The organism is Paraburkholderia unamae (assembly GCF_003268775.1).
Classification (GTDB): Bacteria; Pseudomonadota; Gammaproteobacteria; order Burkholderiales; family Burkholderiaceae; genus Paraburkholderia; species Paraburkholderia unamae.
On the sequence record NZ_QLSU01000004.1, the window covers coordinates 14,906 to 35,174 of the forward strand.

Here is a 20,269-nt window from a genome sequence, read left to right on the forward strand (position 1 = left end):
GGAGACCGCCATGCCCCATCTCACCCTCGAATACAGCGCGAATCTCGCGGATACGAACAGCATCGGCCAGCTTTGCGAAACGCTCGCGCACGTGCTCGACGCGCAGCGCGACGACAGCGGCGCGCGCGTCTACCCGCGCGGCGGCATTCGCACGCGCGCGCTGCGCTGCGAGCAGTTCTTCGTGGCCGACGGCAACCCGGAAAACGCCTTCCTGCACGGCTGCCTGAAGATCGGCGCGGGCCGCTCGCAGGCCGTGCGCAAGGCGACAGGCGACGCGCTTTTCGAAGCGATCAAGCAGCACTTCGCCCAGGCCTTCGCCACGCACGGCCTCGCGCTCTCGCTCGAAATCGTCGAGTTCAGCGAGGAAGGCGCATGGAAGCACAACAACCTGCACGCCAGGCTCAAAACGTGAGCGCCGGCTCGCAATGGAATTCATGATGCTAGATCAGCAAACCATCCGCGAGCTGGCCGCGCAGCTCGACGAAGCGGAACGCACGCGCACGCAGTTGCGCCACTTTTCTCGCGCGCATCCCGAGATGACGATCGACGACGGCTATGCGATCCAGCGCGAATGGGTCAAGCTCAAGCTCGCGGCGGGCCACACGATCAAGGGCCGCAAGATCGGCCTCACCTCGCGCGCCATGCAGCGTTCCTCGCAGATCGACGAACCCGACTACGCGCCGCTGCTCGACAGCATGTTCATTCCTGCCGGCGGCGACATACGCGCCGACCGCTTCATCGCGCCGCGCGTGGAAGTGGAGCTGGCGTTCGTGCTGAACCGCCCGCTGCAAGGACCCGACGTCACGCTGTTCGACGTGCTCGACGCCACCGCTTATGTGACGCCCGCCATCGAGATCATCGACGCGCGCATCGAGCAGTTCGACCGCGAAACCAAAGCGCCGCGCAAGGTGTTCGACACGATCTCCGACTTCGCCGCCAACGCGGGCGTGGTGCTGGGCGGCCGCCCCGTGAAGCCGCTCGACGTGGATCTGCGCTGGGTGGGCGCGCTGCTCTACAAGAACGGCGCCGTGGAGGAAAGCGGCCTTGCCGCCGCCGTGCTCAATCATCCGGCCACGGGCGTGGCCTGGCTCGCCAACAAGATCGCGCGCCACGACGAGCGCCTCGAAGCCGGCGACGTGATCCTGAGCGGCTCGTTCACGGCCCCGATTGCCGCTCGCGCAGGCGACACGTTCCACGCCGATTACGGCCCGCTGGGCGGCATCGGCTTCAATTTCATCTGATCAGGATTCCAGAACGCATGACCGCACCTGCCAACCCGTTCAAACACGCGCTCGCGCAAGGCCGCCCGCAAATCGGCCTGTGGGCCGCGCTGGCCGACTCGTATGTGAGCGAATTGCTCGCGACCACGGGCTTCGACTGGCTGCTGATCGACGGCGAACACGCGCCCAACGACTTGCGCAGCACGCTCGCGCAATTACAGGCCGTCGCGCCTTATGCCACGCACCCGATCGTGCGGCCCGTGCGCAACGACGCCGCGATCATCAAACAGTTGCTCGACATCGGCACGCAAACGCTGCTCGTGCCGATGATCGAGAACGCTGACGAGGCGCGCGCCGCCGTGGCCGCCACGCGCTACCCGCCGCACGGCGTGCGCGGCGTTGGCAGCGCGCTCGCGCGTGCCTCGCGCTGGAACGGTTCGCCCGATTATCTGCATCACGCCGCCGAACAATTGTGCGTGCTGGTGCAGGTGGAAACCGCGAGCGCGCTCGCGCAGCTCGACGAGATCGCCGCGGTGGAAGGCGTGGACGGCGTATTCTTCGGCCCGGCGGACTTGAGCGCTTCGATGGGCTTGCTCGGCCAGCCCGGTTCGACGCCGGTGCGCGAAGCGATCTGCAAGGGCATACGCGCCGTGCGCGCGCAAGGCAAGGGCGCGGGCGTGCTCGCGCCCGATCCGGCGATTGCGAACGACTATCTCGAAGCGGGCGCGACGTTCGTTGCCGTGGGGAGCGACGTCTCGCTGCTGGCACGCAGCGCGAGCGAGCTTGCCGCGAAGTTCCGCCAGCCTGCGGCGCAAGGCTGACACCCTGCTTGCCAACGCCGCACGCGCGGCGTTCGGCTTATTCGCTCTCTTTGCCGCTTGCCACGAGCCTGGCCAGCACGCTCGTCAGCACCTCGCGCTCGTGCTCGCTGAGCGTGGCGAGAATCGCCTCGTTCGTAGCCTTCGAAATCGTCGAGGCGCGCCGGTACGTGCTGCGCCCTTGCGTCGTGAGCGCCACGAGCACGCCGCGCGCGTCTGCTTCGTTCGAGGTTTTGGCGAGCAGGCCCTTGCGCTCCAGCACGTCGGTGGCGCGGCTCGCCTGGCTGCGGTCGAGGTTCGACACGCGCCCGAGATCCGACACCGACAACGGCCCGAACGCGCCCACGCTCAGCAGCAGGCGCGCCTCCGTGAGCGACAGCGAAAGCGCCGCCTCGAACGCGTCGTTCATCGTGCGGTCGGTCTGCTTCTTGAGCACATGCAGCCGGTACGTGAACAGCTCTTCGATGTTGTACTTCCCCGTCATTCGTCTTCCCGCCTGGTTTTCCGCGGCCGCAAAAGCGCGTCCCTGCCGTTAGCATAGCATCGCCGCGAACCCTTTTCCGCAAGCGTTTCATGGAAAATTTGATGCTTGCACACGCATTTATTTGCGCGTAGGATCGGCGTGATCAGAGCCTGAAAAAGGAGGAGACTTTCATGAATGAAAACATCCAGCGCGCCCGCCCCGAGTGGTGCGACGCCACGGAATGGGAAGCGCGCGTGCAACTTGCGGGCGTGTATCGCGTGTTTCATCTGATGGGCTGGACCGAACTCATCTTCAATCACATTACGCTGCGCGTACCCGGGCCGCACAAGCATTTCCTCATCAATCCGTTCGGGCTCACCTATGACGAAATCAAGGCGTCGAATCTCGTCAAGATCGATCTCGAAGGCAATGTGCTGAGCCCGAGCGAGTACCCGATCAATCCCGCCGGCTTCGTGATTCACAGCGCGATCCATGAGAACGTGGAAGACGCCCACTGCGTGATGCACACGCACACCACGGCGGGCCTCGCGGTGGCGTGCATGGAGGGCGGTCTCGCGTACACGAACTTCTATTCGGCGCAGTTGCACGACATGGTGGCATATCACGACTTCGAGGGCATCACCGTGCACTCGGAAGAAAAATCGCGCATCCTGAAGTCGATGGGCGACAAGCGCCTGCTTATCCTGCGCAATCACGGGCTGCTCTCGCATGGCGTGAGCCTCGCGCACGCATTCGCGCTGCTGTGGACGCTCAATCGCGCCTGCGAAGTGCAGGTCGTGACCGACTCGATGCGCGGCCAGACGCTGCCCATCGCGCCCGACATTACCGAGCGCGCCACGCGCGACGCGCTACAGTTCTCGCCCGAGCACGGCGCGGGCCAGAACGTGCTCGACGCGCTGATCCGGCGCGTGACGCGCATCGACCCTTCTTATCAGGAGTAACGGTTTGACTAACCCGAATCAAAAGATCGCCGTCGTCGGCGGCGGCGCGATCGGCGGCCTCATCGCCGCGCGCCTGGCGCGCGCGGGCATTGCGGTAAGTCTGCTCGCGCGCGGCGCGCATCTGGAAGCGATCCGCCGCGACGGCCTCACGATCGTCGAAGGCGACACGCGCTACACGCAAGCCGTGCACGCCACCCACGACGCCGCGTCGCTCGGCGCGCAGGACATCGTGTTCGTCTGCCTGAAGGGCCAGGCGCTCGTGCAGGCCGCCGCCTCGCTCGCGCCGCTCATCGGGCCGCACACGCATATCGTCTCGGCCATGAACGGCGTGCCCTGGTGGTTTCTTCACGGCTTTGGCGGCGCCAACGCGAACGGGCGGCTCGAAGCGGTCGATCCCGGCGGCGTCGTGTCGGCGGCGTTGCCGCCCGCGCAGGCTTCCGGTTGCGTGGTGCATCTTTCGTCGTCCATTGCGGGGCCTGGCGTGATCCGCAAGGGCAACGGCAATCATCTGATCGTCGGCGAGGGCTCGGCGCCCATGGCCGCACGCGCGCAAGAGGCGCGCGAGCTGCTTACGCGCGCGGGCTTCGAAGTCGCGGCCGCCGCGTCCATTCAGGCCGACATCTGGGCGAAGCTCTGGGGCAACATGACGATGAACCCCATCAGCGCGCTCACGCGTTCGACCGCCGACGTCATTCTCGACGACCCGCTCACGGCGCAGCTCGTGAGCACGATCATGGTCGAAGCGCGCGCGATCGGCGCGGCGCTCGGCATTCCCATCGCCATGACCATCGAGGAGCGCAGCGCCATCACGCGCAAGCTGGGCGCGTTCAAGACCTCGATGCTCCAGGACGTGGAAGCGGGACGCACGCTCGAAGTCGAGGCGCTGCTCGGCGCGCCGTACGAACTGGCGCAGCGCGCGGGCGTCGATGCGCCGTCGCTCGGCATGCTCTATGGCCTCGCCCGCCAGCTCGACGCGAATCTCGAAGCCGCGCGCAACGCGCGCGTGTGATCAGTCTTCGAGCGGCTTGCCCGTGAGGTCGCGAATGAACGGCAGCGCAAGGCACGAGAGCGCCACGCACGCCATCACGTACCACGCGGGCGAGAGCAGATTGCCGGTGCTCTTGACGAGCCACGTGGCGATGGTCTGCGCGAAGCCGCCGAAAATCGCCACGCCGATGCTATAGACGATCGCCATGCCCGTCGCGCGCACGGCACGCGGGAACATCTCCGGCAGCATCGTGATGGACGGCGCGGCCTGAAGCCCGAGCAGCACGCTCAGGCCGCCCACGGTAATCAGCAGACGCGCGGCGTCCGGCCCGCTCGCGAGCCAGAGAAACGCCGGATAGATCAGCAGCAGCACGCCCACGCGCGGCCAGAAGATCAGCGTGCGGCGGCTGAAGCGATCGCACAGCAGCCCCGAGATCGGCGCGACCACGAACGTCACGACGCCGGAAACGAGCCCCGCCAGCAGGGCCGTGGGCGCGGGCACCTTCAGTTCGTGAATCGCATAAGTCGGCATATAGAACGTCACGACGTAGGCCGTGACCGTGGAACCGATCGTGAGCAGAATGCCGAGCGCGGCGCGCCGCCAGTAGTCGCGCAGCACGGCGAACACGGGCATGCGCACGGCGCTCGCGTGCTCGGGCGCCTGTTCGTCCAGACGCCGGCGAATCCACATGCCGAGCGGCGCGATCGCCACGCCCATGAGGAACGGCACGCGCCAGCCCCAGGCGAGCAGTGTGTCGGCCGCGAGGAAAGTGGTGAGGAGTCCGGCCATTAGCGCGCCCAGCGAAACGCCCAGCCCCTGGCTCGCGAACTGCCAGCTACCGAGCAATCCGCGATTGGCGGGCGTTCCCGCTTCGATCAGCAGCGTGGTGGAAGCGCCCACTTCGCCGCCCGCCGAAAAGCCTTGCAGCAGCCGCGCACACACGATCAGCACAGGTGCGGCCACACCGATCTGCGCGTAGGTGGGCGCGAGGCCGATCAGCAAGCAGCCCAGCGCCATCATGAAGATGGTGAGCGTCATGGCGGGCTTGCGTCCGGCGCGATCGGCGTAGGCGCCGATCACGACGCCGCCCAGCGGCCGCATCACGAAGCCCACGCCAAAGGTCGCCACCGAGGCCAGCAACTGCCCGTAGCTCGACATGGTGGGAAAGAACAGCTTGCCGATGGTCAGCGCGAAGAAGCTGTAGACGGTGAAATCGAAGAATTCGAGCGCATTGCCGATGGTCGCCGCGACGATCAACTGCGTGCGGCTCAGTTTGCCCTTCCGCACTCCGGTCATGCTGACGCTGTTCATGGGCTCTCCTCGTCGGCCTCTGGCGGGCCTGGATGGTGGATCGTGCAACGGTAGCATTCGCGGGCTCGCGCGCGCCACTGATCAAAACCCGCGTAGGCCGCGCGGCATGCATCGACGTCCCGACGCGCGATAGATGGTTGCTGCCGCCCATAACATGTCCCCGTTTATCGGCGCGCGCCGTGCGCGGCCAACCGCGCCCGCGCGCCAAAAGAGGCATACTTCCCGGCATAGCCAGCTCTCACGTTTCGCGCGCCGCATCGTTTGCGGTACCGCAAACGCCATGTGGCCCCGCCGGGGCACAAAAATTGCGGCAGCGCGTCGAACGTTCCGACGAATCGGGCGGCGGCAGCGTTTGCGCCACGCCAGCGCGTTCCCAACCGCGCGTTTCGTCCTGCTGTCTTTTCACTCCGCTGCCACAGAAGGGTCGTCGCTGCCGCGACCCGTAAGCCCATGACAAGGATGTCGCTTTCTTTCGCCTTTCGGTCCGCGCGCATTTCGCGCAAATTTGCTCCGTCCGGCGCGATCGCCGTGATCGCCGCTCTCTCCATCACGCTCGCGCTCGCCTTCGGCGCGACGGGCGCTCAGGCGGCCACACCGGCCGCCACGCCCGCGCCTGACACGCCCGCGAGCAGCCCCGTCGCACCCGTGGCGCTCACGCCCACCCAAGCGCAAGCGGCCCTCCAGGTTCTCGACGACCCGGTTCAGCGCGGCCATATGGAAGACACGCTGCGCGCCATCGCCGCCGCCGGCGCGCTCGCTACACCCGCGCCCCCCGCCTCGGCCGCCGCGCCGGCAAGCGCGCCCGCCGCATCGAGCGCGGCGACCGCCACGCCGGCTTCCGCGCCGCTCGCGGGCGCGCTGCGCTCCAACGGCCTTGTCGTGCAGATCGCCGACCACGCCGCGCACGGCGCGCGCATGGTCGGCCAGCATCTGAACCATACGGTCTCCACGCTGCTCGGCCTCTGGTCCACGCGCGCGTGGTGGCACGACCATCTGAACACGCCGCAGGGCCATGCGATGCTGCTGAGCCTCCTGCGCGTGCTGGTGCTCACGCTCGTGCCCGCGCTCGCCATCGCAACGCTGTTGCGCCGCGCCATCGCCGCGCCGGAGCGCGCCATTGCCGCACATCAGGCCGCGAAGCAACGCGAAGAGGACGAAAACCCGCCACGCGCCAGCGAGCCCGCGCCGCAGCCGCAAACGCCCGAAGCCACCGGCACGAGCGCAGCCCTGGCAGCCGACGCCAAAGCCGACGCCAAAGCCGATGCCGAGCAGGACGCCCTGCGCGAAGCCGCCGGCATGGAGCCCGCCGACGGCAAAGCCAAGGCGGACGGCGACCCCAATGCCGGTCCCAACGCGAATGCGCAAGCCAACGCCACGGCGCGCGCCACGCTCACCGCCGCCCAGGCGCGCGACGACGCCGACGCCTCGCCCAAAAGCCCCGCCGAGCGCGCGAAAGAGGCCTATCACGCGCTGCGCGGCGCGCATCACTGGCGCCTGCTACAGCGCCTGCCGGGCGCCCTGCTGGTGATGCTGCTCGAAGTCGTGCCCGTGATCGCGTTCGGCCTGTGCGCGGCGGGCGTGCTCTCGCTCTTCGGCCCCGACGACGCGGCGCCCGCCGACGCCGTCGGCCATATCGTCGACACCTATGTGATCTGCCGTGTCCTCGTGATGTTCGGCAAGCTGCTGTTCGCGCCCGACGCCGCGGCCCTGCGACTCGTGCCGCTCGCCGACGACTGGGCCGCCTACGCGCAGCGCTGGCTCGTGCGCATCGTCGTGATCGGCGGCGTGGGCGGTGCGATTGGCTGCGCGGTGCCGCTCGGCATGACCGAGGACGCGCATCTCGCGCTCGTGAAGGTCGTCACGCTGATCGGCCATCTCGCGCTCGTCGTGATGATCCTGCAACTGCGCCGCCCCGTGGCCGACGCCATGCGCAAGGCGGCCGCGCGGCACGGCACCTACGCGTGGTTCATGCAATGGTTCGCCGACATCTGGGTTGGCGTGGCGCTCTTCGTCGTGATCGCGCTGTGGTTCGTCTGGGCGCTCGACCTGCGCGGCGGCTATGGCGAACTCGTGCGCGCGGGCGGCCTCTCGCTCGTCGTGCTGCTCGCCGCGCGCGTGAGCGCGATCGTGCTGCTCGGCGCGCTCAGCCGCGTCTTCGGTTTGCGCGAAGACCAGCAGAACATGAGCTTCGGCCAGCGCCGCGCGTACCGCTATTACCCCGCGCTGCGGCGCATCGTGGTCGCGGCGCTGTGGATCGTGACGCTGGATCTGCTGCTGCACATCTGGGGCCTGCGGCCCGCGCGCATTCTCGCGTTCGCGCCCATCGGGCACCTGCTCGGCTCGGCGCTGCTCACCATCGCCATTGCCATCGTCACGGCCGTTGCGATCTGGGAGTTCGCGAACGGCGCGGCCGAGCGGCGGCTGCACGCCTGGACCGACGCGGGCGACTTCGTGCGCGCCGCGCGCCTGCGCACGCTCTTGCCGATGTTCCGCACCACGCTGCTCGTTGCGATTCTCGTGGTGGTCGGGCTCACCGCGCTCTCGCAGCTCGGCGTGAACACCGCGCCGCTTATCGCGGGCGCGAGTATCTTCGGCGTGGCGCTCGGCTTCGGCTCGCAAAAGCTCGTACAGGACTTCATCACGGGCATCTTCCTGCTCACCGAAAACGCCATGCAGGTGGGCGACTGGGTGACGGTGGCGGGCGTCTCGGGCACGGTCGAATTTCTCTCGATCCGCACCGTGCGGCTGCGCGGCGGCGATGGCTCGCTCTACACCGTGCCGTTCAGTTCGGTGACGACCGTGAACAACACGAATCGCGGCATCGGCAATGCGGCGGTCAAGGTGCAGATCGCGCACGGCTCCGATCTGCAACGCGCCATCGACACGCTCAAGGAAATCGGCGCGGAGATTCGCGGCGAGGACGCGTACAAGAACGGCATTCTCAGCGACTTCGCCTACTGGGGCGTCGATCAGGTGGATGGCGCGAGCGTGACGCTCGTCGGCCAGATCCAGTGCAAGGACTCGGCGCGCTGGGGCGTGCAACGCGAGTTCAACCGGCGCGTGCTGCTGCGCTTCACGGAGCGCGGCATCGAACTCGCGAACCCGCAGCGCAATTTTCTCGTGGGCATGGCGCGCGGCGACGATGTCGAAGGCCGGACATACGGCGACGACTTCGATGAGCGCAACGATCAGGACAATCGCGACGAAGGCGCAAGCGGCGATGATCGCGCGCGGGCGCAATCGCGAGGCGCCAAGCCGCGCAACGGACGCAGCGGCGCCTCAGGCGACGGGCACGGTTCGTCCGGCGGCAAGCCGAATTGATGAGTTGACCCAACGACCGGTGCGCGGCGCTTGCGCACCGGCCTCACCCTTCGCCGCACGCGGCGCATCTCCCGAAAAAGCTCACCCATGCGCGGCCGGCGGCGTTGCGGCGCGCCGCAGGCGGAGTAAAGTTCCCTGTCGAATCAATGGCCTGCGTGAGGCATGCAGGGTGCGCCGCAGATGCTGCATACGCCCCCCGGAGAAGCTCACCTTTGCACCTTTGGCGCGCTCCGGCGTCACAGCGGCTACACGGCCAGAAGCCCAGCAAGAAGTTTGTCGACACCGTTCGCATTGCCTTCGGAGAACTGGAGAGTCCCCCATGCCCAAGATCGACGTTGCCAACGTGCCCGAGCGCAAAGGCACCGGCTATCCCGCGCCCTTCGCCGCCCCGTGCGCCGAACGCATACGTCAGCGCCTTGGCGATGCGGGCGGCCTGCGCGACTTCGGCGTCAATCTCATGCGCTTGCCGCCGGGAAACTGGTCGAGCCAACGTCACTGGCATTCGGACGAAGACGAGTTCGTCTACGTCCTCGAGGGCGAGTTGACCCTCATCGAAGACGATGGCGAAACCGTGCTGCGTGCGGGGGACTGTGCCGCATTTGCGAAGCACACCGGCAACGGGCATCACATGATCAACCAGTCCGGTCGAGTCGCCGTTTATCTCGAAGTCGGCTCGCGCTCTCCGGCCGACGTCATCACCTGCTCCGACGTCGATATGATGAGCCCGAGCCGCGACGGCCGGTTTCTGCACAAGGACGGCACACCGTACGCCGCTTCATGAGCGCGTATCGGCCTTCGCGAAAGAACGGCACAAAAAAAAACCGGACGACCTGGTCGTCCGGTTTGCGCACTGCTCTATTCGACTCGCGGCCTTATGCCTCGACGTCTTCCAGACTGAAAATCTCGGTCTGGTCGTTATACGAAAACACCTCGCCATAACGGGCCCACTCGACCACGGTGTCGAGCGTTTCTTCCGCGGCGACATCGGAGAGCACGTCTTCGAGTTCCTGCTCGAAACGCACGCGCGGCGCGCGATGGCCCGGCCGCTCGTCGAGCACCTTCTTGATGCGCGCCGCGAGCGGCACGTTGCGCAGCAGGTGATCGGCGAACATGAGCTTGCGCGCCTGCGTGCCCATCTCGGCAAACACGCGCGCGGGCGGCGTGAGCAGCACGTCGCCTTCGCGCACGTCGGCGAAACCGAGCTGCTGGAGCATTTCCACGATCGGGAACAGGTCGTCCACTTCCAGATGCAGCGAGCGCGCGATTTCCGGCATGTCCGCGCGGCCGTGATACGGCGCGGCCGCCAGCGTCTCGATCAGGCCGGCCATGATGTTGGTCGACACATCGGGCAAGCGGCTGCCCACTTCGAGGCGGCGATGCGTGGCCTCGGCGGCTTCGCGCGCGGTCATCTTCGCGTAGATGTCGTCCACGAGCTTGCGGAAGACCGGGTCGAGACGGTTGCGCGGATGCTTGAACGGCACCTTGATCTCGGCCGACACGCGCCCCGGATTCGACGAGAGCACGAGGATGCGGTCGCACATGAACACGGCTTCCTCGATGTTGTGCGTGACGATCAGCACCGACTTGATCGGCAGGCGGCCTTGCGTCCACAGATCGAGCAGGTCGGTACGCAGCGTTTCGGCGGTCAGCACGTCGAGCGCCGAGAACGGCTCGTCCATGAGCAGCAGCGTGGGGTCGACCACAAGCGCGCGTGCGAAACCCACGCGCTGGCGCATGCCGCCGGAAAGCTCGCGCGGGTAGGCGTTTTCGAAGCCGTCCAGACCAATCAGGTCGATCGCCGCCAGCGCGCGTTCGCGGCGCGCGCGCGCGCCCACGCCCTGCGCTTCGAGGCCCGCTTCCACGTTTTGCAGCACCGTGAGCCACGGAAACAGCGCGAAGGTCTGGAACACCATCGAGACGCCTTCGGCCGGCCCTTCGAGCGGCTTGCCGAGCCAGTTCACCTCGCCTTCGGTCGGCTCGATGAGGCCCGAGATGATGCGCAGCAGCGTGGACTTGCCCGAGCCGGAACGGCCGAGCAAGCCGACGATCTCGCCTTCGCGCAGCGAGAGGTTCACGTCGTCGAGCACGAGGCGCTCGTCCTCTTTCTTCGCGAAACCGCGCGAAACGTGCTTGACGGCAAGCACTTCCTGACCGGGAACGGGGCGCATAGGCAGCAAGTCGGATGAGACGATTTTCGGATTCAGCATGATGTCACTCCATCTCAATCGAGGCGCAGCCGGGACTCGGCGTAGGTGTACAGCGGACGCCAGAGCACGCGGTTGAACAGCGTAACGAACAGGGACATCATCGCGATGCCCAGGATGATCTTGGGGAAGTCGCCGGCGGCCGTCGTCTCTGCAATGTACGAGCCGAGGCCGTGCGCGACGACCTTGGTGTCGCCCCACTGCACGAACTCGGAAACGATGCTCGCGTTCCACGCGCCGCCCGAAGCCGTAATGGCGCCGGTGATGTAGTACGGGAAAATGCCCGGCAGCATGGCCTTTTTCCACCATTGCCAGCCGCGAATGCGGAAATTCGTGGCCGCTTCCTTGTAGTCGTTCGGATACGCGCTCGCGCCCGCGATCACGTTGAAGAGGATGTACCACTGCGTGCCGAGCACGATCAGCGGCGAGAGCCAGATGTCAGGGTTCAGGTGAAAACGCACGATCACGATCACGAACACCGGGAACAGCAGGTTGGCCGGGAAGGCGGCCAGGAACTGCGCGAGCGGTTGAACCTTCTCGGCAAGCGAGGGGCGCAGGCCGATCAGCACGCCGAGCGGCACCCAGATCACGGAAGCGATGGCGATCAGCAGCATCACGCGAAAGAGCGTGATGAGGCCGAGCATGAACACGTGCCCGACTTCGTCGAGCGTCACGCCCGTGCGCACGTAGGCCACCACGCGCCACACCACGAACACGGTCAGCGCGATCACGAACACGGCCCACACGATGTCGCCCACGCGCGAACGCTTGCTGATCGTGGTGACGACGGGCAGCGACTTCGGCAGTTGCACGCGCAACGGAATGCGCGCGAGCGTGGCGAGCAGGAAGCCCATCGGCACGAGCAGGCGGTGAATGAGGCGCGTGCGGCGGATCAGGTCGAGCAGCCACGATTCGGGCGCGTCGCCCGAGCTCGTGTTTTCCATGCGGAACTTGTCGGCCCACGCCACCAGCGGGCGGAACAGGAACTGGTCGTAGGCGAGAATCACCACCACCATCGCGAGAATCACCCAGCCCACGGCGTGCAGGTTCTTTTCCGCGATCGCCTGGGCCAGATACGCGCCGACGCCCGGCAGCGTGATCGTGTTGTTGCCCACCGTGATCGCTTCGGAAGCCACCACGAAGAACCATCCGCCCGACATCGACATCATCATGTTCCAGATGAGGCCCGGCATCGAGAACGGCACTTCGAGCTTCCAGAAACGCTGCCAGCCCGTGAGGTGGAACCCGCGCGAGACTTCATCCAGGTCGCGCGGCACCGTGCGCAGCGACTGGTAGAAGCTGAACGTCATGTTCCAGGCCTGGCTCGTGAAGATCGCGAAGATCGCCGCAAGCTCGGCCCCCAGCACGCGCGACGGAAACAGCGCGAGAAAGAACGTGACCGTGAACGAGATGTAGCCGAGCACCGGCACCGACTGAAGGATGTCGAGAATCGGCACGAGCACCTGGCCCGCGCGGCGGCTCTTTGCCGCGAGCGTGCCGTACGCCAGCGTAAAGATGAGCGAGGCCACCATCGCCGCGAGCATGCGCAGCGTGGTGCGCATGGCGTACTCGGGCAGGTTCGCCGGATCGAGCGAGATGGGCTGCGCCTTGAGCGTGGCGATCGGCGCCATCGTCTCGTGAAAGCCCACGGCCGCCATCGCGATCAGGCCGATCATGAGCGGGAACGCCACGAAATCCCAGCGATTGGGCAGCACGCGCCACGCCGAAGCGTTGGCCGTGCGGTTCAGGTTGAAGCCGAACTCCATTAGCGGCCTCCGTTGGCGAGAACAGGCGTGGACACAGGCGCGGACGCGACGAGGCCGACGCAGGCGCGCGCTGCGCGGCGGATCGTTCGCAATGTGTAGTTGAACTGGTTCATGTTGAAACACCGGCGTTGGGTTATTGCGCGAAACCCTCGCGCGGCGCGTACGGCCGGCCGTTCCGGCTGGTCGTACGCGCGGGGATCGTCACTTCATGGCTGATTCAGACCCGAAACACGCGCGATCGCAGGTCTCGCCAGCGCGCGGCGAGTTGCGATTCCCGGCAGGGGGGCGGGGTGGGCGTGGGCGCGCGCTCGCGTGCGCCAAGCACATCGGGATGGAGGTGTTGCTGCGATTGCGGCAGGTGCGGCAAAAGAAGGCCGAAGTTCATGCTGGATCTCCTGGCGTCATGCGGGACGCGTTAGGAAGGAAAGCCAGCAGACCCGGTAACGCGCAGTCAGCGCGCGACGATTCGCGTCTGCCCGCTTTCCTCAGTGCAATTCAAAAGGAAGCGGCATAACGGATAACTGTCACTGTCAGACATCGGAACTCCTTATCGTCACGGCGGCTGACCCGGCGGCCCCGGTCGAGCTTGCGGCTCGAACGCGTTGCGGCCCCAAGGCGGCGCATGTGTCGATCCGCCCGTCGCGCCGTTACGGCGAAACGAACGAACCGTGCCGCAAGCGCACGTCGAATAAACGACGGCGTACGGCGCGATGTCGGCCAACCGCGGCGCTTGAACTGCTCAAGTCGCTGCGGCGTCGGTCGACGCTTTCAAGAGTGCACGAGGATTTACTGCTGGACGCGCACCATCTGCCTGGCTGGCAAGACGGCGGCTGAAAGAAAGGGAGCGCGGACGTCCTGCCGGTCAGGCAGCGAAACTGTTCGAAGATCGACTACTGCTACTGTCCAAGGCGTCAGCCCCTTTTGTTAAGACGGGCGAATTTTAGGCGCGCCACCTATCCGAAGTCAACACGATTCGCGCCCGGCGTCAAATCTCGTGCCAATGCCGCCACAACGCCGACCGGCGGCGTCGAGGCAGACATGCGCAAGCGCTGCGGAAATACGGGGGCACATCATCAATCAAGGCCACCCGGAACCGCGTATCGCCGCCCGCTTTTCGCCATTCGCGTCGATCCGGCTCGCCTCGTAAAGAGGGGTCGTACACTCTCATCGTACTGCGTTCTGCCCGCCGCTCTGCGCGTTTCAACCTGTCTTGCCGAAACCCTTTGGAGCGCAATCCGCGTACCCGGCGCGGCCCTCGACCCCGGTTTTGCACCCCACGCACGCATTACGCGCTCTTGCGTATCGCCCGCGCGTTCACGTCCGCCGCGCCCATGCGCTCCAGGCGTTCGCTCGCCTCGGTGAGCGCCCACAGCGGCGCGCTGTGCAACTGGCGGTCGTACACGGTCACGAGTTGCGCGAGCGCCTCGAAGCCCGCGTCGTCGAGTTGCCAGCCGCCGCCCGTATTGCCGCGCTCGAAGCAGGCGATCAGCGCGGCATCCGCCGCGCGTACCGATTCGGGCTCGAACGCGCCGTAGCCGGCTTCCGCAATCGATTGCGCGAGCACGTGAGCATGAAGCAAGGCGCGTGCGTCATCGCCGCTGCCGCCACGGCGCAGGGCGGCGAGCGCGAGATGCACTTGCAGCGCGAGGTCGTTGGCGACGGCGTGCGGTATCGGCAGCAACATCGATTTGCTGCGACGGGCGCGGCCGGCTTGTGAGTGCTGCGCAAAGGAGATCGTCCTGGCCATGGAATCGGGCACGTTAGATTCTGTTCCGTGCAATAACGGCACGCCGCGCCGAAGGTTAAGCGCGCAACGTCGAATCGAGTGTAACGATCGGTGACAGCCATGCGGGGCGCATTGCCCGCGCGGCTCCCGTCAATCGCCCTGGCGTGCTTCGCCCTCGCCACGCCGCGCGGCCATGAACGCCTCGATATGGCGGATGGCCGCTTCGCACTGTTCGAGCGTCAGGAGATGAATGGACGGATTGGGCAAGTCGTAGCCCAGTTCACCCGCGAGCCACCGGATCGCTTTGCCGCGCGCTTCGAACGCGTTCACCTTGTCGCGGCGCATTTTCGCGGCGACGAGCGGTTCGAGCGCGTCGTGCAAGCGGCTCTTGGCGTCGCGCAGGGCGGCGTTGGCGAGGCGGCCGAGCGGCACGTGGCGCGTGCTGCGCGCGGGCACGCCGATCCACGCCTCGCAAGGCGTGCAAACCCAGAGCGGGCCGTGATCGTCGCGATAGGGGTAGGCCTCATCGGTGAAGCGCGCGAGCACCGCTTTCGCACCGCAGTAGTCGCACAGCGGCTGCGGCAGCGCCTTGACTGGACGGCCTACGCGCATGCGGCGCTCCGTGGGGCAATGGTCGAGGGTGGCATGACGTGAAGGGTGAATGAGGGATGCTGCAATTGTTGCGATTACTGCGAATGATTGCGCCGGATCGCTTTGCACAACACTTCGCAAAAGAATAACGGCAAACACCGGCCCGCGGCATGGCCGGGACCGGGTGCCGCAGGCGCTGCGCGACTAGCTCGCGCTGGCGGTGGCGCGCGTCTCTTCGCGCTCCAGCGAGCGCGTGTCGCGCAGCGCCGGAAAGAGCCGCATCCACAGCAGCGCGACGCAGATGGTCGCCACGCCGCCCACCAGCACGGCGCGCTGCGCGCCCCACCATCCGGCGGTCAGGCCCGACTCGAATTCGCCGAGCTGGTTCGACGTGCCGATGAAGAGCGAGTTCACGGCGCTCACGCGGCCGAGCGTTTCGTCGGGCGTGCGCAACTGCACGAGCGACGTGCGCACCACCACGCTCACCACGTCCGACGCGCCGAGCGCCGCCAGCGCGATGAGCGACACGACGATGTTGTGCGAGAGCCCGAAGGCGATGGTCGCGCAGCCGAACACGATCACGCCGCCGAACATCGCAAGGCCCGGCCGGCGCCGCAGCGGGAAGTGCGCGAGCCAGATCGAGCCCGCCAGCGCGCCGGCGGCCGAGGCCGAGCGCAGGAGCCCGAGCGCGATCGGCCCCGCGTGCAGGATGTCGCGGGCGAACACGGGCAACAACGCCGTTGCGCCGCCGAACAGCACGGCGAAGAGATCGAGCGACAGCGCGCCGAGAATCACGGGCTGCGAGCGGATGAAGGCGATGCCCGAAAACACCGATTCGAGCGTGACCGGCGTGCGCGCGGGCGGCTTCGCGCGCATCGGGATCGTGCCCGAGAGCGCGGCCGCCAAGGCGAACGCGAGCGTGCAGGCGGCATAGGCAGGCGTCGCGCCGATCCCGTAGAGCAGGCCGCCCAGCGCCGGGCCGACGATGTTCGCGGTCTGGTTCGCCGAAGTCGACCAGGCGGTGGCGTTCGGCAATTGCGGACGCGGCACGACGCCTGGCAACAGCGACGACATGGCGGGCGACTCGAACGCGCGCGCCGCGCCCATGCAGGCCGCAAGCGCGTAAATGAGCGGCGCGCCCAGCCAGCCGCCCAGCGTGCCGGCGGCAAAAGTCAGCGCCGCGGCGCATTCGACAAGCTGACACACCGACGCGATGCGCCGCCGGTCGTACCGATCGGCCACGTGCCCCACCACGAGCGTGAGCAGGAACATCGGCAGGAACTGCGCAAGGCCGACGAGACCGAGCGCGAATGCGCTGTGCGTGAGCGCGTAGATGTGCCAGCCCATAGCGACGGCGAGCATCTGGAACGCGAGCGAAGACAGTACGCGCGCGCCGTAGAAACGCTGGAAGCCGCGATTGTGCGAGAGACTGGGCGGGTCTTCGGACGCGCCGTCCGGGGCCGGGGAAGGTGTGGTCATGAACAGCGGAAATGAGCGGGAAAGCGGATGCGCGCGGCGGCGCAAAGCGGCAATTTTAGTGCATGCGGCGCTGCGCCACAGGCAGGCCCGGCGACGCGGCTTGCGCGCGCCCGCCATGCTTCGTTATATCCTATAGAATATAACGAACGAACACGATACGGGAGAGTGGGATTGGCGAGCAGTCGGCGCCTCGTTAGCGCGGCAACATCGAATGTCCTGGCGGACGGCTTCGCGGCCTCGATCACGACGCTGCGCCCCGCGTCCGGTCACGAGCGCGCGGAGCTGATCCGCGACGTGATCGACGCGTTCCGGCGTTTGCGCAACAGCATCGAGCGCTTCGACCGCATGCTGGCGCAGGGCGGCGGCGCGCAAGCCGTGCAAGCCGCGCAGGCCGGCGTGTCGCTGCAACCGCTGCTCGCCGCCCTTTCGCGGCGCGGCGACTTCGCTCGCTTTGCGCGCCAGCGCGAACTCAAGCGTGCGATTCGCGACGCGCGCCGGCTCGACAAGACGCGCGACGCGCTTTTCAGCGACGCGCTCAGTCTGGACACCGAAGCGCTGCGCCGCACCGTGAGCGAACTGGATCGGCTCGACGCGTCGTTTGTCGGGCTGGGCGTCGAGCATGTGCTTGAGCAGCACGCGAACGCGCTTGCAGCGACTAATGCAGCCAGCGCGGCCAACGCGCGCCATACATCACGCAACGAGGCAGCCACCGCCGTTGCGGCTGCGCTCGTGCGCGAACCCGCGGCCTGAGCCGCACCGCCGCCGATTCGCACGGCGGCGGAACACGCAAATTGTGCCGCCAGTGCTGCCGGGGCAGCCTCCCTGACTTCGTTATATTCCGTGGTATATTGCGCTGTCGGTGCGCGGCCGTCAGTGCTCAGGCACAGGCGCCGCCCGCGCCCATGCAGAGCCCCGCGTTCCGCACCGGATCAGAGGTTACCCATGCACGCACCGCCGTTCCGCCTCGCCCGCACGCCGGGCAACGCTGCCTCGCAAGAAACCACGCTGCGCGCCTTCCCGGGCGCCGACTGCTGCGGTCCCTCGCAAGCCGAGCTCACCCGCGCACGGCAACGCACGCGCCTTGCCGAACTCGACGCCCATCTGCATTGCTCGATCATCGGCACCTGCCTGAGCACGCACGAACTGCGCAAGCTGGTCCCCAGACACACGGCGCTCGATGCCCGGCAAGCGAGCGATCTCGACATCCACCATGCCGCCGTCGAACTCGCGATCGAGGGCGGCGCGGGTGCCAAGGCGCTGCAAAAGGCACTCGACACGCGCTACGCGGGCGCGCTACGCCGCTTCGCCGGCGCGCGCGACGCGCAGGCCGTACTCTCGCTCTGGCAGGAGGCGCTCGCGAGCGGCGACATTCCGCCCGCCTACTGGGCGCTGATGACGCATCCGGCCACGACCATGGAAGTGCGCCAGTCGGCATTTGGCGAGTTGCACATGCTTTCGCACCTCGTGGGCGCGGCCAACCGCGCCGACTTGCGCCGCCTCGTGGCGCTGGAGGCCGAGAACGCCGACTTGCAGACCAAGGTCGAGCGCCAGCAGACCCGTCTGCACGAGATGAGCCGCGAGCGCGACGCGCTCGAAGCGCAAACGGCGCGCTTGAGCGCGCACGCCGCCGCGCAACGCGAGGCGCCGCCGCAACACGCGCAGGTGGAAGCGCTACAGGAAGCGCTGGCGGCGCGCGACGCCCGGCTCGCGCTGCACACGAGCCGCCGCGAAGCCGCCGAGCAACGCGCGAACGCCGACGCCGCCACGCTCCACACCCTGCGCGCGCAACTCGACGAAGCTCACGCGCTGATCGACGCCCTGCGCGCCGAAGTCCACGCCATGGAGCACGCGACGCAAGCCCACGACGACGCGCAGGCCCCGCGCGCGCTCCCGCAGGACGCGCTCAAGGGACGCCGCATCGTCTATGTGGGCGGGCGGCCGGGATCGAATCACGCGCTCCGACGCTGGGTGGAATCGGCGGGAGGCGAATTGACCGTGCACGACGGCGGCATGGAAGATCGCAAGGGTTTGCTCGCGGCGGCGCTCGCCAGCGCGGATCTCGCGGTGTTCCCCGTGGACTGCATCGACCATGATTCGATGAGCACGCTCAAGCGCGTGTGCGAACGGCACCAGGTGACCTGGCACCCGTTGCGTACCGCGAGTCTGGCGAGCTTTGTCGAACTGATGATGCGGCTGCACACGAAGGCGCCGCCCACGCTTGCCGCCGTGCCCGTGTCGCGTTTCTGCCTGCGCCACGGTTAATGGCGCACGTTGCGTCGCCCTAAGCCTTCACGAGCTTGACGAGCGCCTCGATCTCGGGCGCGCATACCGTTGCGGCGCGCGTCTCGATGCTGCGATAAAGGCGAATGATCTCTTCACCCACCGGCGTGAGCATGCTGCCGCCGCCACTCTGGCCGCCGTGCTCGGACACCATGGCCGGCGACTCCAGCGCGCGGTTGAGCTCGTCCATCAGCAGCCACGCGCGCCGGTACGACATGTTCATGCTGCGCGCCGCCGCCGAGATCGAACCGTGCTCGCGAACCGCTTCCAGCAACGACACCTTGCCGGGTCCGAGCGCGATCGTGCCGTCCTGGATGATGCGCATGCGAAAGCGCACATCCGGCCGGCCCGTTGCGGGCTGAGCGGACTGACCAGACTCTTGCGCCTGCGTGGGCGCCGGCGCGTCAGCGCGCTGGGGATCGTTCGGGGGTGGGGTCATGCGCGCAAGCATACACGATGCATGCCGCGCCTCGCACCCAGGCTTCGGCCCTGGGTTCGGCCTGCCGTGCAAGGCAAAAAAGCTAGTGTCCGGCAGGAAAGCAGAAGCCGAAGTCCTCGCAGCCGGGGCAGCCGGGCGCGGGGCCGGGCGTGCCGCCTGTTGCGAGCGCGAGTTCGCGCGCGAGCAGCTTCTTCCAGCGCAGACCTTCCACATTGCGCGCCACGACTTCGGGAAAAAAACGCTCCAGCATGCGCGTGACGTCGTCGCGTCCGCGCAGGCCGAGATCGCGCCACAAATGATCGGGGCGCAGGCAGGCGTGCGCAATGATCGCCGCGAGGCAACGCGCGTCGTCGGGGTCGGTTTGCGGCGCGGCCAGCGAGTCGAGGAAGTGGAACATCGCCGTGGCGAAGGCGGCGTGCCGCGTATCCGCGATGACGTGCGCGGGCAGCGCGCCTTGCGTCACGTCGCACGCGAAATGGCGCGCGGCGAGCGCATCGAGCTGCGCCGGCGATAACCCGAGCAACGCCAGTTCGCCGCGTACCTCGCGCGCGGCGACGAGACGCGCGAAAAGCCACGCGTCGGGCGTGCGCGGCGAAGCGGGCGCGCCCGTGAGCGCGTCGCAACGCGTGGCGGCAAGGCGCTCGACATCGTGCGCATTCGGCCCGGCGTTGTTCATCGCACGCCCCTATGACCGCGTTGCG

General features: G+C 67.5%; 19 protein-coding genes. 9 read left to right on the forward strand and 10 right to left on the reverse strand.

The genetic code is table 11. The features are described from left to right. Window positions 1-10: 10 nt before the first annotated feature. The 3 genes from C7401_RS07480 to hpaI are packed head-to-tail and all read left to right on the forward strand — an operon-like array spanning window position 11 to window position 2,041. On the forward strand, window positions 11-412 hold the full coding sequence (locus C7401_RS07480) for a 5-carboxymethyl-2-hydroxymuconate Delta-isomerase (protein ID WP_112170747.1): 402 nt from the start codon (window positions 11-13) through the stop codon (window positions 410-412). Window positions 413-437: 25 nt separating this feature from the next. Further along, window positions 438-1,241 (forward strand): 2-oxo-hept-4-ene-1,7-dioate hydratase, encoded by an 804-nt coding sequence (hpaH, locus tag C7401_RS07485; protein WP_112171099.1) that lies wholly within the window; start codon window positions 438-440, stop codon window positions 1,239-1,241. A gap of 17 nt (window positions 1,242-1,258) precedes the next feature. After that, window positions 1,259-2,041 (forward strand): 4-hydroxy-2-oxoheptanedioate aldolase, encoded by a 783-nt coding sequence (hpaI, locus tag C7401_RS07490; RefSeq protein ID WP_112170748.1) that lies wholly within the window; start codon window positions 1,259-1,261, stop codon window positions 2,039-2,041. Window positions 2,042-2,078: 37 nt separating this feature from the next. Here hpaI and C7401_RS07495 read toward each other — a convergent pair whose 3' ends face one another. Continuing rightward, window positions 2,079-2,522 (reverse strand): MarR family winged helix-turn-helix transcriptional regulator, encoded by a 444-nt coding sequence (locus C7401_RS07495; protein WP_112170749.1) that lies wholly within the window; start codon window positions 2,520-2,522, stop codon window positions 2,079-2,081. 170 nt (window positions 2,523-2,692) lie between these two features. Between C7401_RS07495 and C7401_RS07500 the strand changes: the two genes are divergently transcribed. Then, window positions 2,693-3,463, forward strand: a complete 771-nt coding sequence (locus C7401_RS07500; protein ID WP_112170750.1) for a class II aldolase/adducin family protein — start codon at window positions 2,693-2,695, stop codon at window positions 3,461-3,463. Between the two features lie 4 nt (window positions 3,464-3,467). Then, window positions 3,468-4,472, forward strand: a complete 1,005-nt coding sequence (locus C7401_RS07505) for a ketopantoate reductase family protein (RefSeq protein WP_112170751.1) — start codon at window positions 3,468-3,470, stop codon at window positions 4,470-4,472. On the opposite strand, the gene C7401_RS07510 is transcribed toward C7401_RS07505, so the two are convergent. After that, window positions 4,473-5,762, reverse strand: coding sequence for an MFS transporter (locus C7401_RS07510; RefSeq protein ID WP_112170752.1), 1,290 nt, complete (start codon window positions 5,760-5,762; stop codon window positions 4,473-4,475). Between the two features lie 528 nt (window positions 5,763-6,290). Here C7401_RS07510 and C7401_RS07515 point away from each other — a divergent pair. After that, window positions 6,291-9,083 (forward strand): mechanosensitive ion channel family protein, encoded by a 2,793-nt coding sequence (locus C7401_RS07515; RefSeq protein ID WP_258396926.1) that lies wholly within the window; start codon window positions 6,291-6,293, stop codon window positions 9,081-9,083. A gap of 319 nt (window positions 9,084-9,402) precedes the next feature. Beyond that, window positions 9,403-9,864 carry a cupin domain-containing protein gene (locus C7401_RS07520; protein WP_112170753.1) on the forward strand — a complete coding sequence of 154 codons (462 nt, stop codon included), beginning with the start codon at window positions 9,403-9,405 and terminating at the stop codon, window positions 9,862-9,864. 91 nt (window positions 9,865-9,955) lie between these two features. Here the strand turns inward: C7401_RS07520 and C7401_RS07525 are convergent, their stop codons facing one another. From C7401_RS07525 to C7401_RS07545, 6 genes are all read right to left on the reverse strand, one after another. Continuing rightward, window positions 9,956-11,290, reverse strand: coding sequence for an ABC transporter ATP-binding protein (locus tag C7401_RS07525; RefSeq protein ID WP_112170754.1), 1,335 nt, complete (start codon window positions 11,288-11,290; stop codon window positions 9,956-9,958). Between the two features lie 14 nt (window positions 11,291-11,304). Next, a complete protein-coding gene (locus C7401_RS07530) occupies window positions 11,305-13,053 on the reverse strand; it encodes an ABC transporter permease (protein ID WP_112170755.1) in 1,749 nt (582 codons plus the stop codon). 217 nt (window positions 13,054-13,270) lie between these two features. Further along, the gene (locus C7401_RS44890; RefSeq protein WP_181565523.1) at window positions 13,271-13,438 is read right to left on the reverse strand and encodes a hypothetical protein; all 168 of its coding nucleotides are present in this window, start codon (window positions 13,436-13,438) and stop codon (window positions 13,271-13,273) included. 900 nt (window positions 13,439-14,338) lie between these two features. Further along, on the reverse strand, window positions 14,339-14,737 hold the full coding sequence (locus tag C7401_RS07535; protein ID WP_224043245.1) for a hypothetical protein: 399 nt from the start codon (window positions 14,735-14,737) through the stop codon (window positions 14,339-14,341). Window positions 14,738-14,929: 192 nt separating this feature from the next. Then, window positions 14,930-15,391 carry a zinc-finger-containing protein gene (locus C7401_RS07540; RefSeq protein WP_112170757.1) on the reverse strand — a complete coding sequence of 154 codons (462 nt, stop codon included), beginning with the start codon at window positions 15,389-15,391 and terminating at the stop codon, window positions 14,930-14,932. 183 nt (window positions 15,392-15,574) lie between these two features. Beyond that, a complete protein-coding gene (locus tag C7401_RS07545; protein WP_112171101.1) occupies window positions 15,575-16,849 on the reverse strand; it encodes an MFS transporter in 1,275 nt (424 codons plus the stop codon). A gap of 171 nt (window positions 16,850-17,020) precedes the next feature. On the opposite strand from C7401_RS07545, the gene C7401_RS07550 reads away from it, so the two are divergent. Then, complete coding sequence (locus C7401_RS07550) at window positions 17,021-17,599, forward strand: hypothetical protein (RefSeq protein ID WP_112170758.1); 579 nt, start codon at window positions 17,021-17,023, stop codon at window positions 17,597-17,599. Window positions 17,600-17,791: 192 nt separating this feature from the next. Beyond that, a complete protein-coding gene (locus C7401_RS07555) occupies window positions 17,792-19,111 on the forward strand; it encodes a DUF2325 domain-containing protein (RefSeq protein WP_112170759.1) in 1,320 nt (439 codons plus the stop codon). Between the two features lie 19 nt (window positions 19,112-19,130). Here the strand turns inward: C7401_RS07555 and C7401_RS07560 are convergent, their stop codons facing one another. Both C7401_RS07560 and C7401_RS07565 read right to left on the reverse strand, forming a co-directional pair. Further along, window positions 19,131-19,568, reverse strand: a complete 438-nt coding sequence (locus C7401_RS07560; protein ID WP_372460471.1) for a winged helix-turn-helix domain-containing protein — start codon at window positions 19,566-19,568, stop codon at window positions 19,131-19,133. A gap of 82 nt (window positions 19,569-19,650) precedes the next feature. Further along, window positions 19,651-20,244: a nitrogen fixation protein NifQ gene (locus C7401_RS07565; RefSeq protein WP_112170760.1), complete on the reverse strand. Its 594-nt coding sequence runs from the start codon at window positions 20,242-20,244 to the stop codon at window positions 19,651-19,653. Window positions 20,245-20,269 lie beyond the last annotated feature (25 nt).

Bases quoted from the DNA above. Each gene is read 5' to 3' on its own strand.
- C7401_RS07480 (WP_112170747.1), top strand. From the start codon at position 11: ATGCCCCATCTCACCCTCGAATACAGCGCGAATCTCGCGGATACGAAC.
- hpaH (WP_112171099.1), top strand. From the start codon at position 438: ATGCTAGATCAGCAAACCATCCGCGAGCTGGCCGCGCAGCTCGACGAA.
- hpaI (WP_112170748.1), top strand. From the start codon at position 1,259: ATGACCGCACCTGCCAACCCGTTCAAACACGCGCTCGCGCAAGGCCGC.
- C7401_RS07495 (WP_112170749.1), bottom strand. From the start codon at position 2,522: ATGACGGGGAAGTACAACATCGAAGAGCTGTTCACGTACCGGCTGCAT.
- C7401_RS07500 (WP_112170750.1), top strand. From the start codon at position 2,693: ATGAATGAAAACATCCAGCGCGCCCGCCCCGAGTGGTGCGACGCCACG.
- C7401_RS07510 (WP_112170752.1), bottom strand. From the start codon at position 5,762: ATGAACAGCGTCAGCATGACCGGAGTGCGGAAGGGCAAACTGAGCCGC.
- C7401_RS07520 (WP_112170753.1), top strand. From the start codon at position 9,403: ATGCCCAAGATCGACGTTGCCAACGTGCCCGAGCGCAAAGGCACCGGC.
- C7401_RS07525 (WP_112170754.1), bottom strand. From the start codon at position 11,290: ATGCTGAATCCGAAAATCGTCTCATCCGACTTGCTGCCTATGCGCCCC.
- C7401_RS07530 (WP_112170755.1), bottom strand. From the start codon at position 13,053: ATGGAGTTCGGCTTCAACCTGAACCGCACGGCCAACGCTTCGGCGTGG.
- C7401_RS44890 (WP_181565523.1), bottom strand. From the start codon at position 13,438: ATGAACTTCGGCCTTCTTTTGCCGCACCTGCCGCAATCGCAGCAACAC.
- C7401_RS07535 (WP_224043245.1), bottom strand. From the start codon at position 14,737: ATGTTGCTGCCGATACCGCACGCCGTCGCCAACGACCTCGCGCTGCAA.
- C7401_RS07540 (WP_112170757.1), bottom strand. From the start codon at position 15,391: ATGCGCGTAGGCCGTCCAGTCAAGGCGCTGCCGCAGCCGCTGTGCGAC.
- C7401_RS07545 (WP_112171101.1), bottom strand. From the start codon at position 16,849: ATGACCACACCTTCCCCGGCCCCGGACGGCGCGTCCGAAGACCCGCCC.
- C7401_RS07555 (WP_112170759.1), top strand. From the start codon at position 17,792: ATGCACGCACCGCCGTTCCGCCTCGCCCGCACGCCGGGCAACGCTGCC.
- C7401_RS07560 (WP_372460471.1), bottom strand. From the start codon at position 19,568: ATGACCCCACCCCCGAACGATCCCCAGCGCGCTGACGCGCCGGCGCCC.
- C7401_RS07565 (WP_112170760.1), bottom strand. From the start codon at position 20,244: ATGAACAACGCCGGGCCGAATGCGCACGATGTCGAGCGCCTTGCCGCC.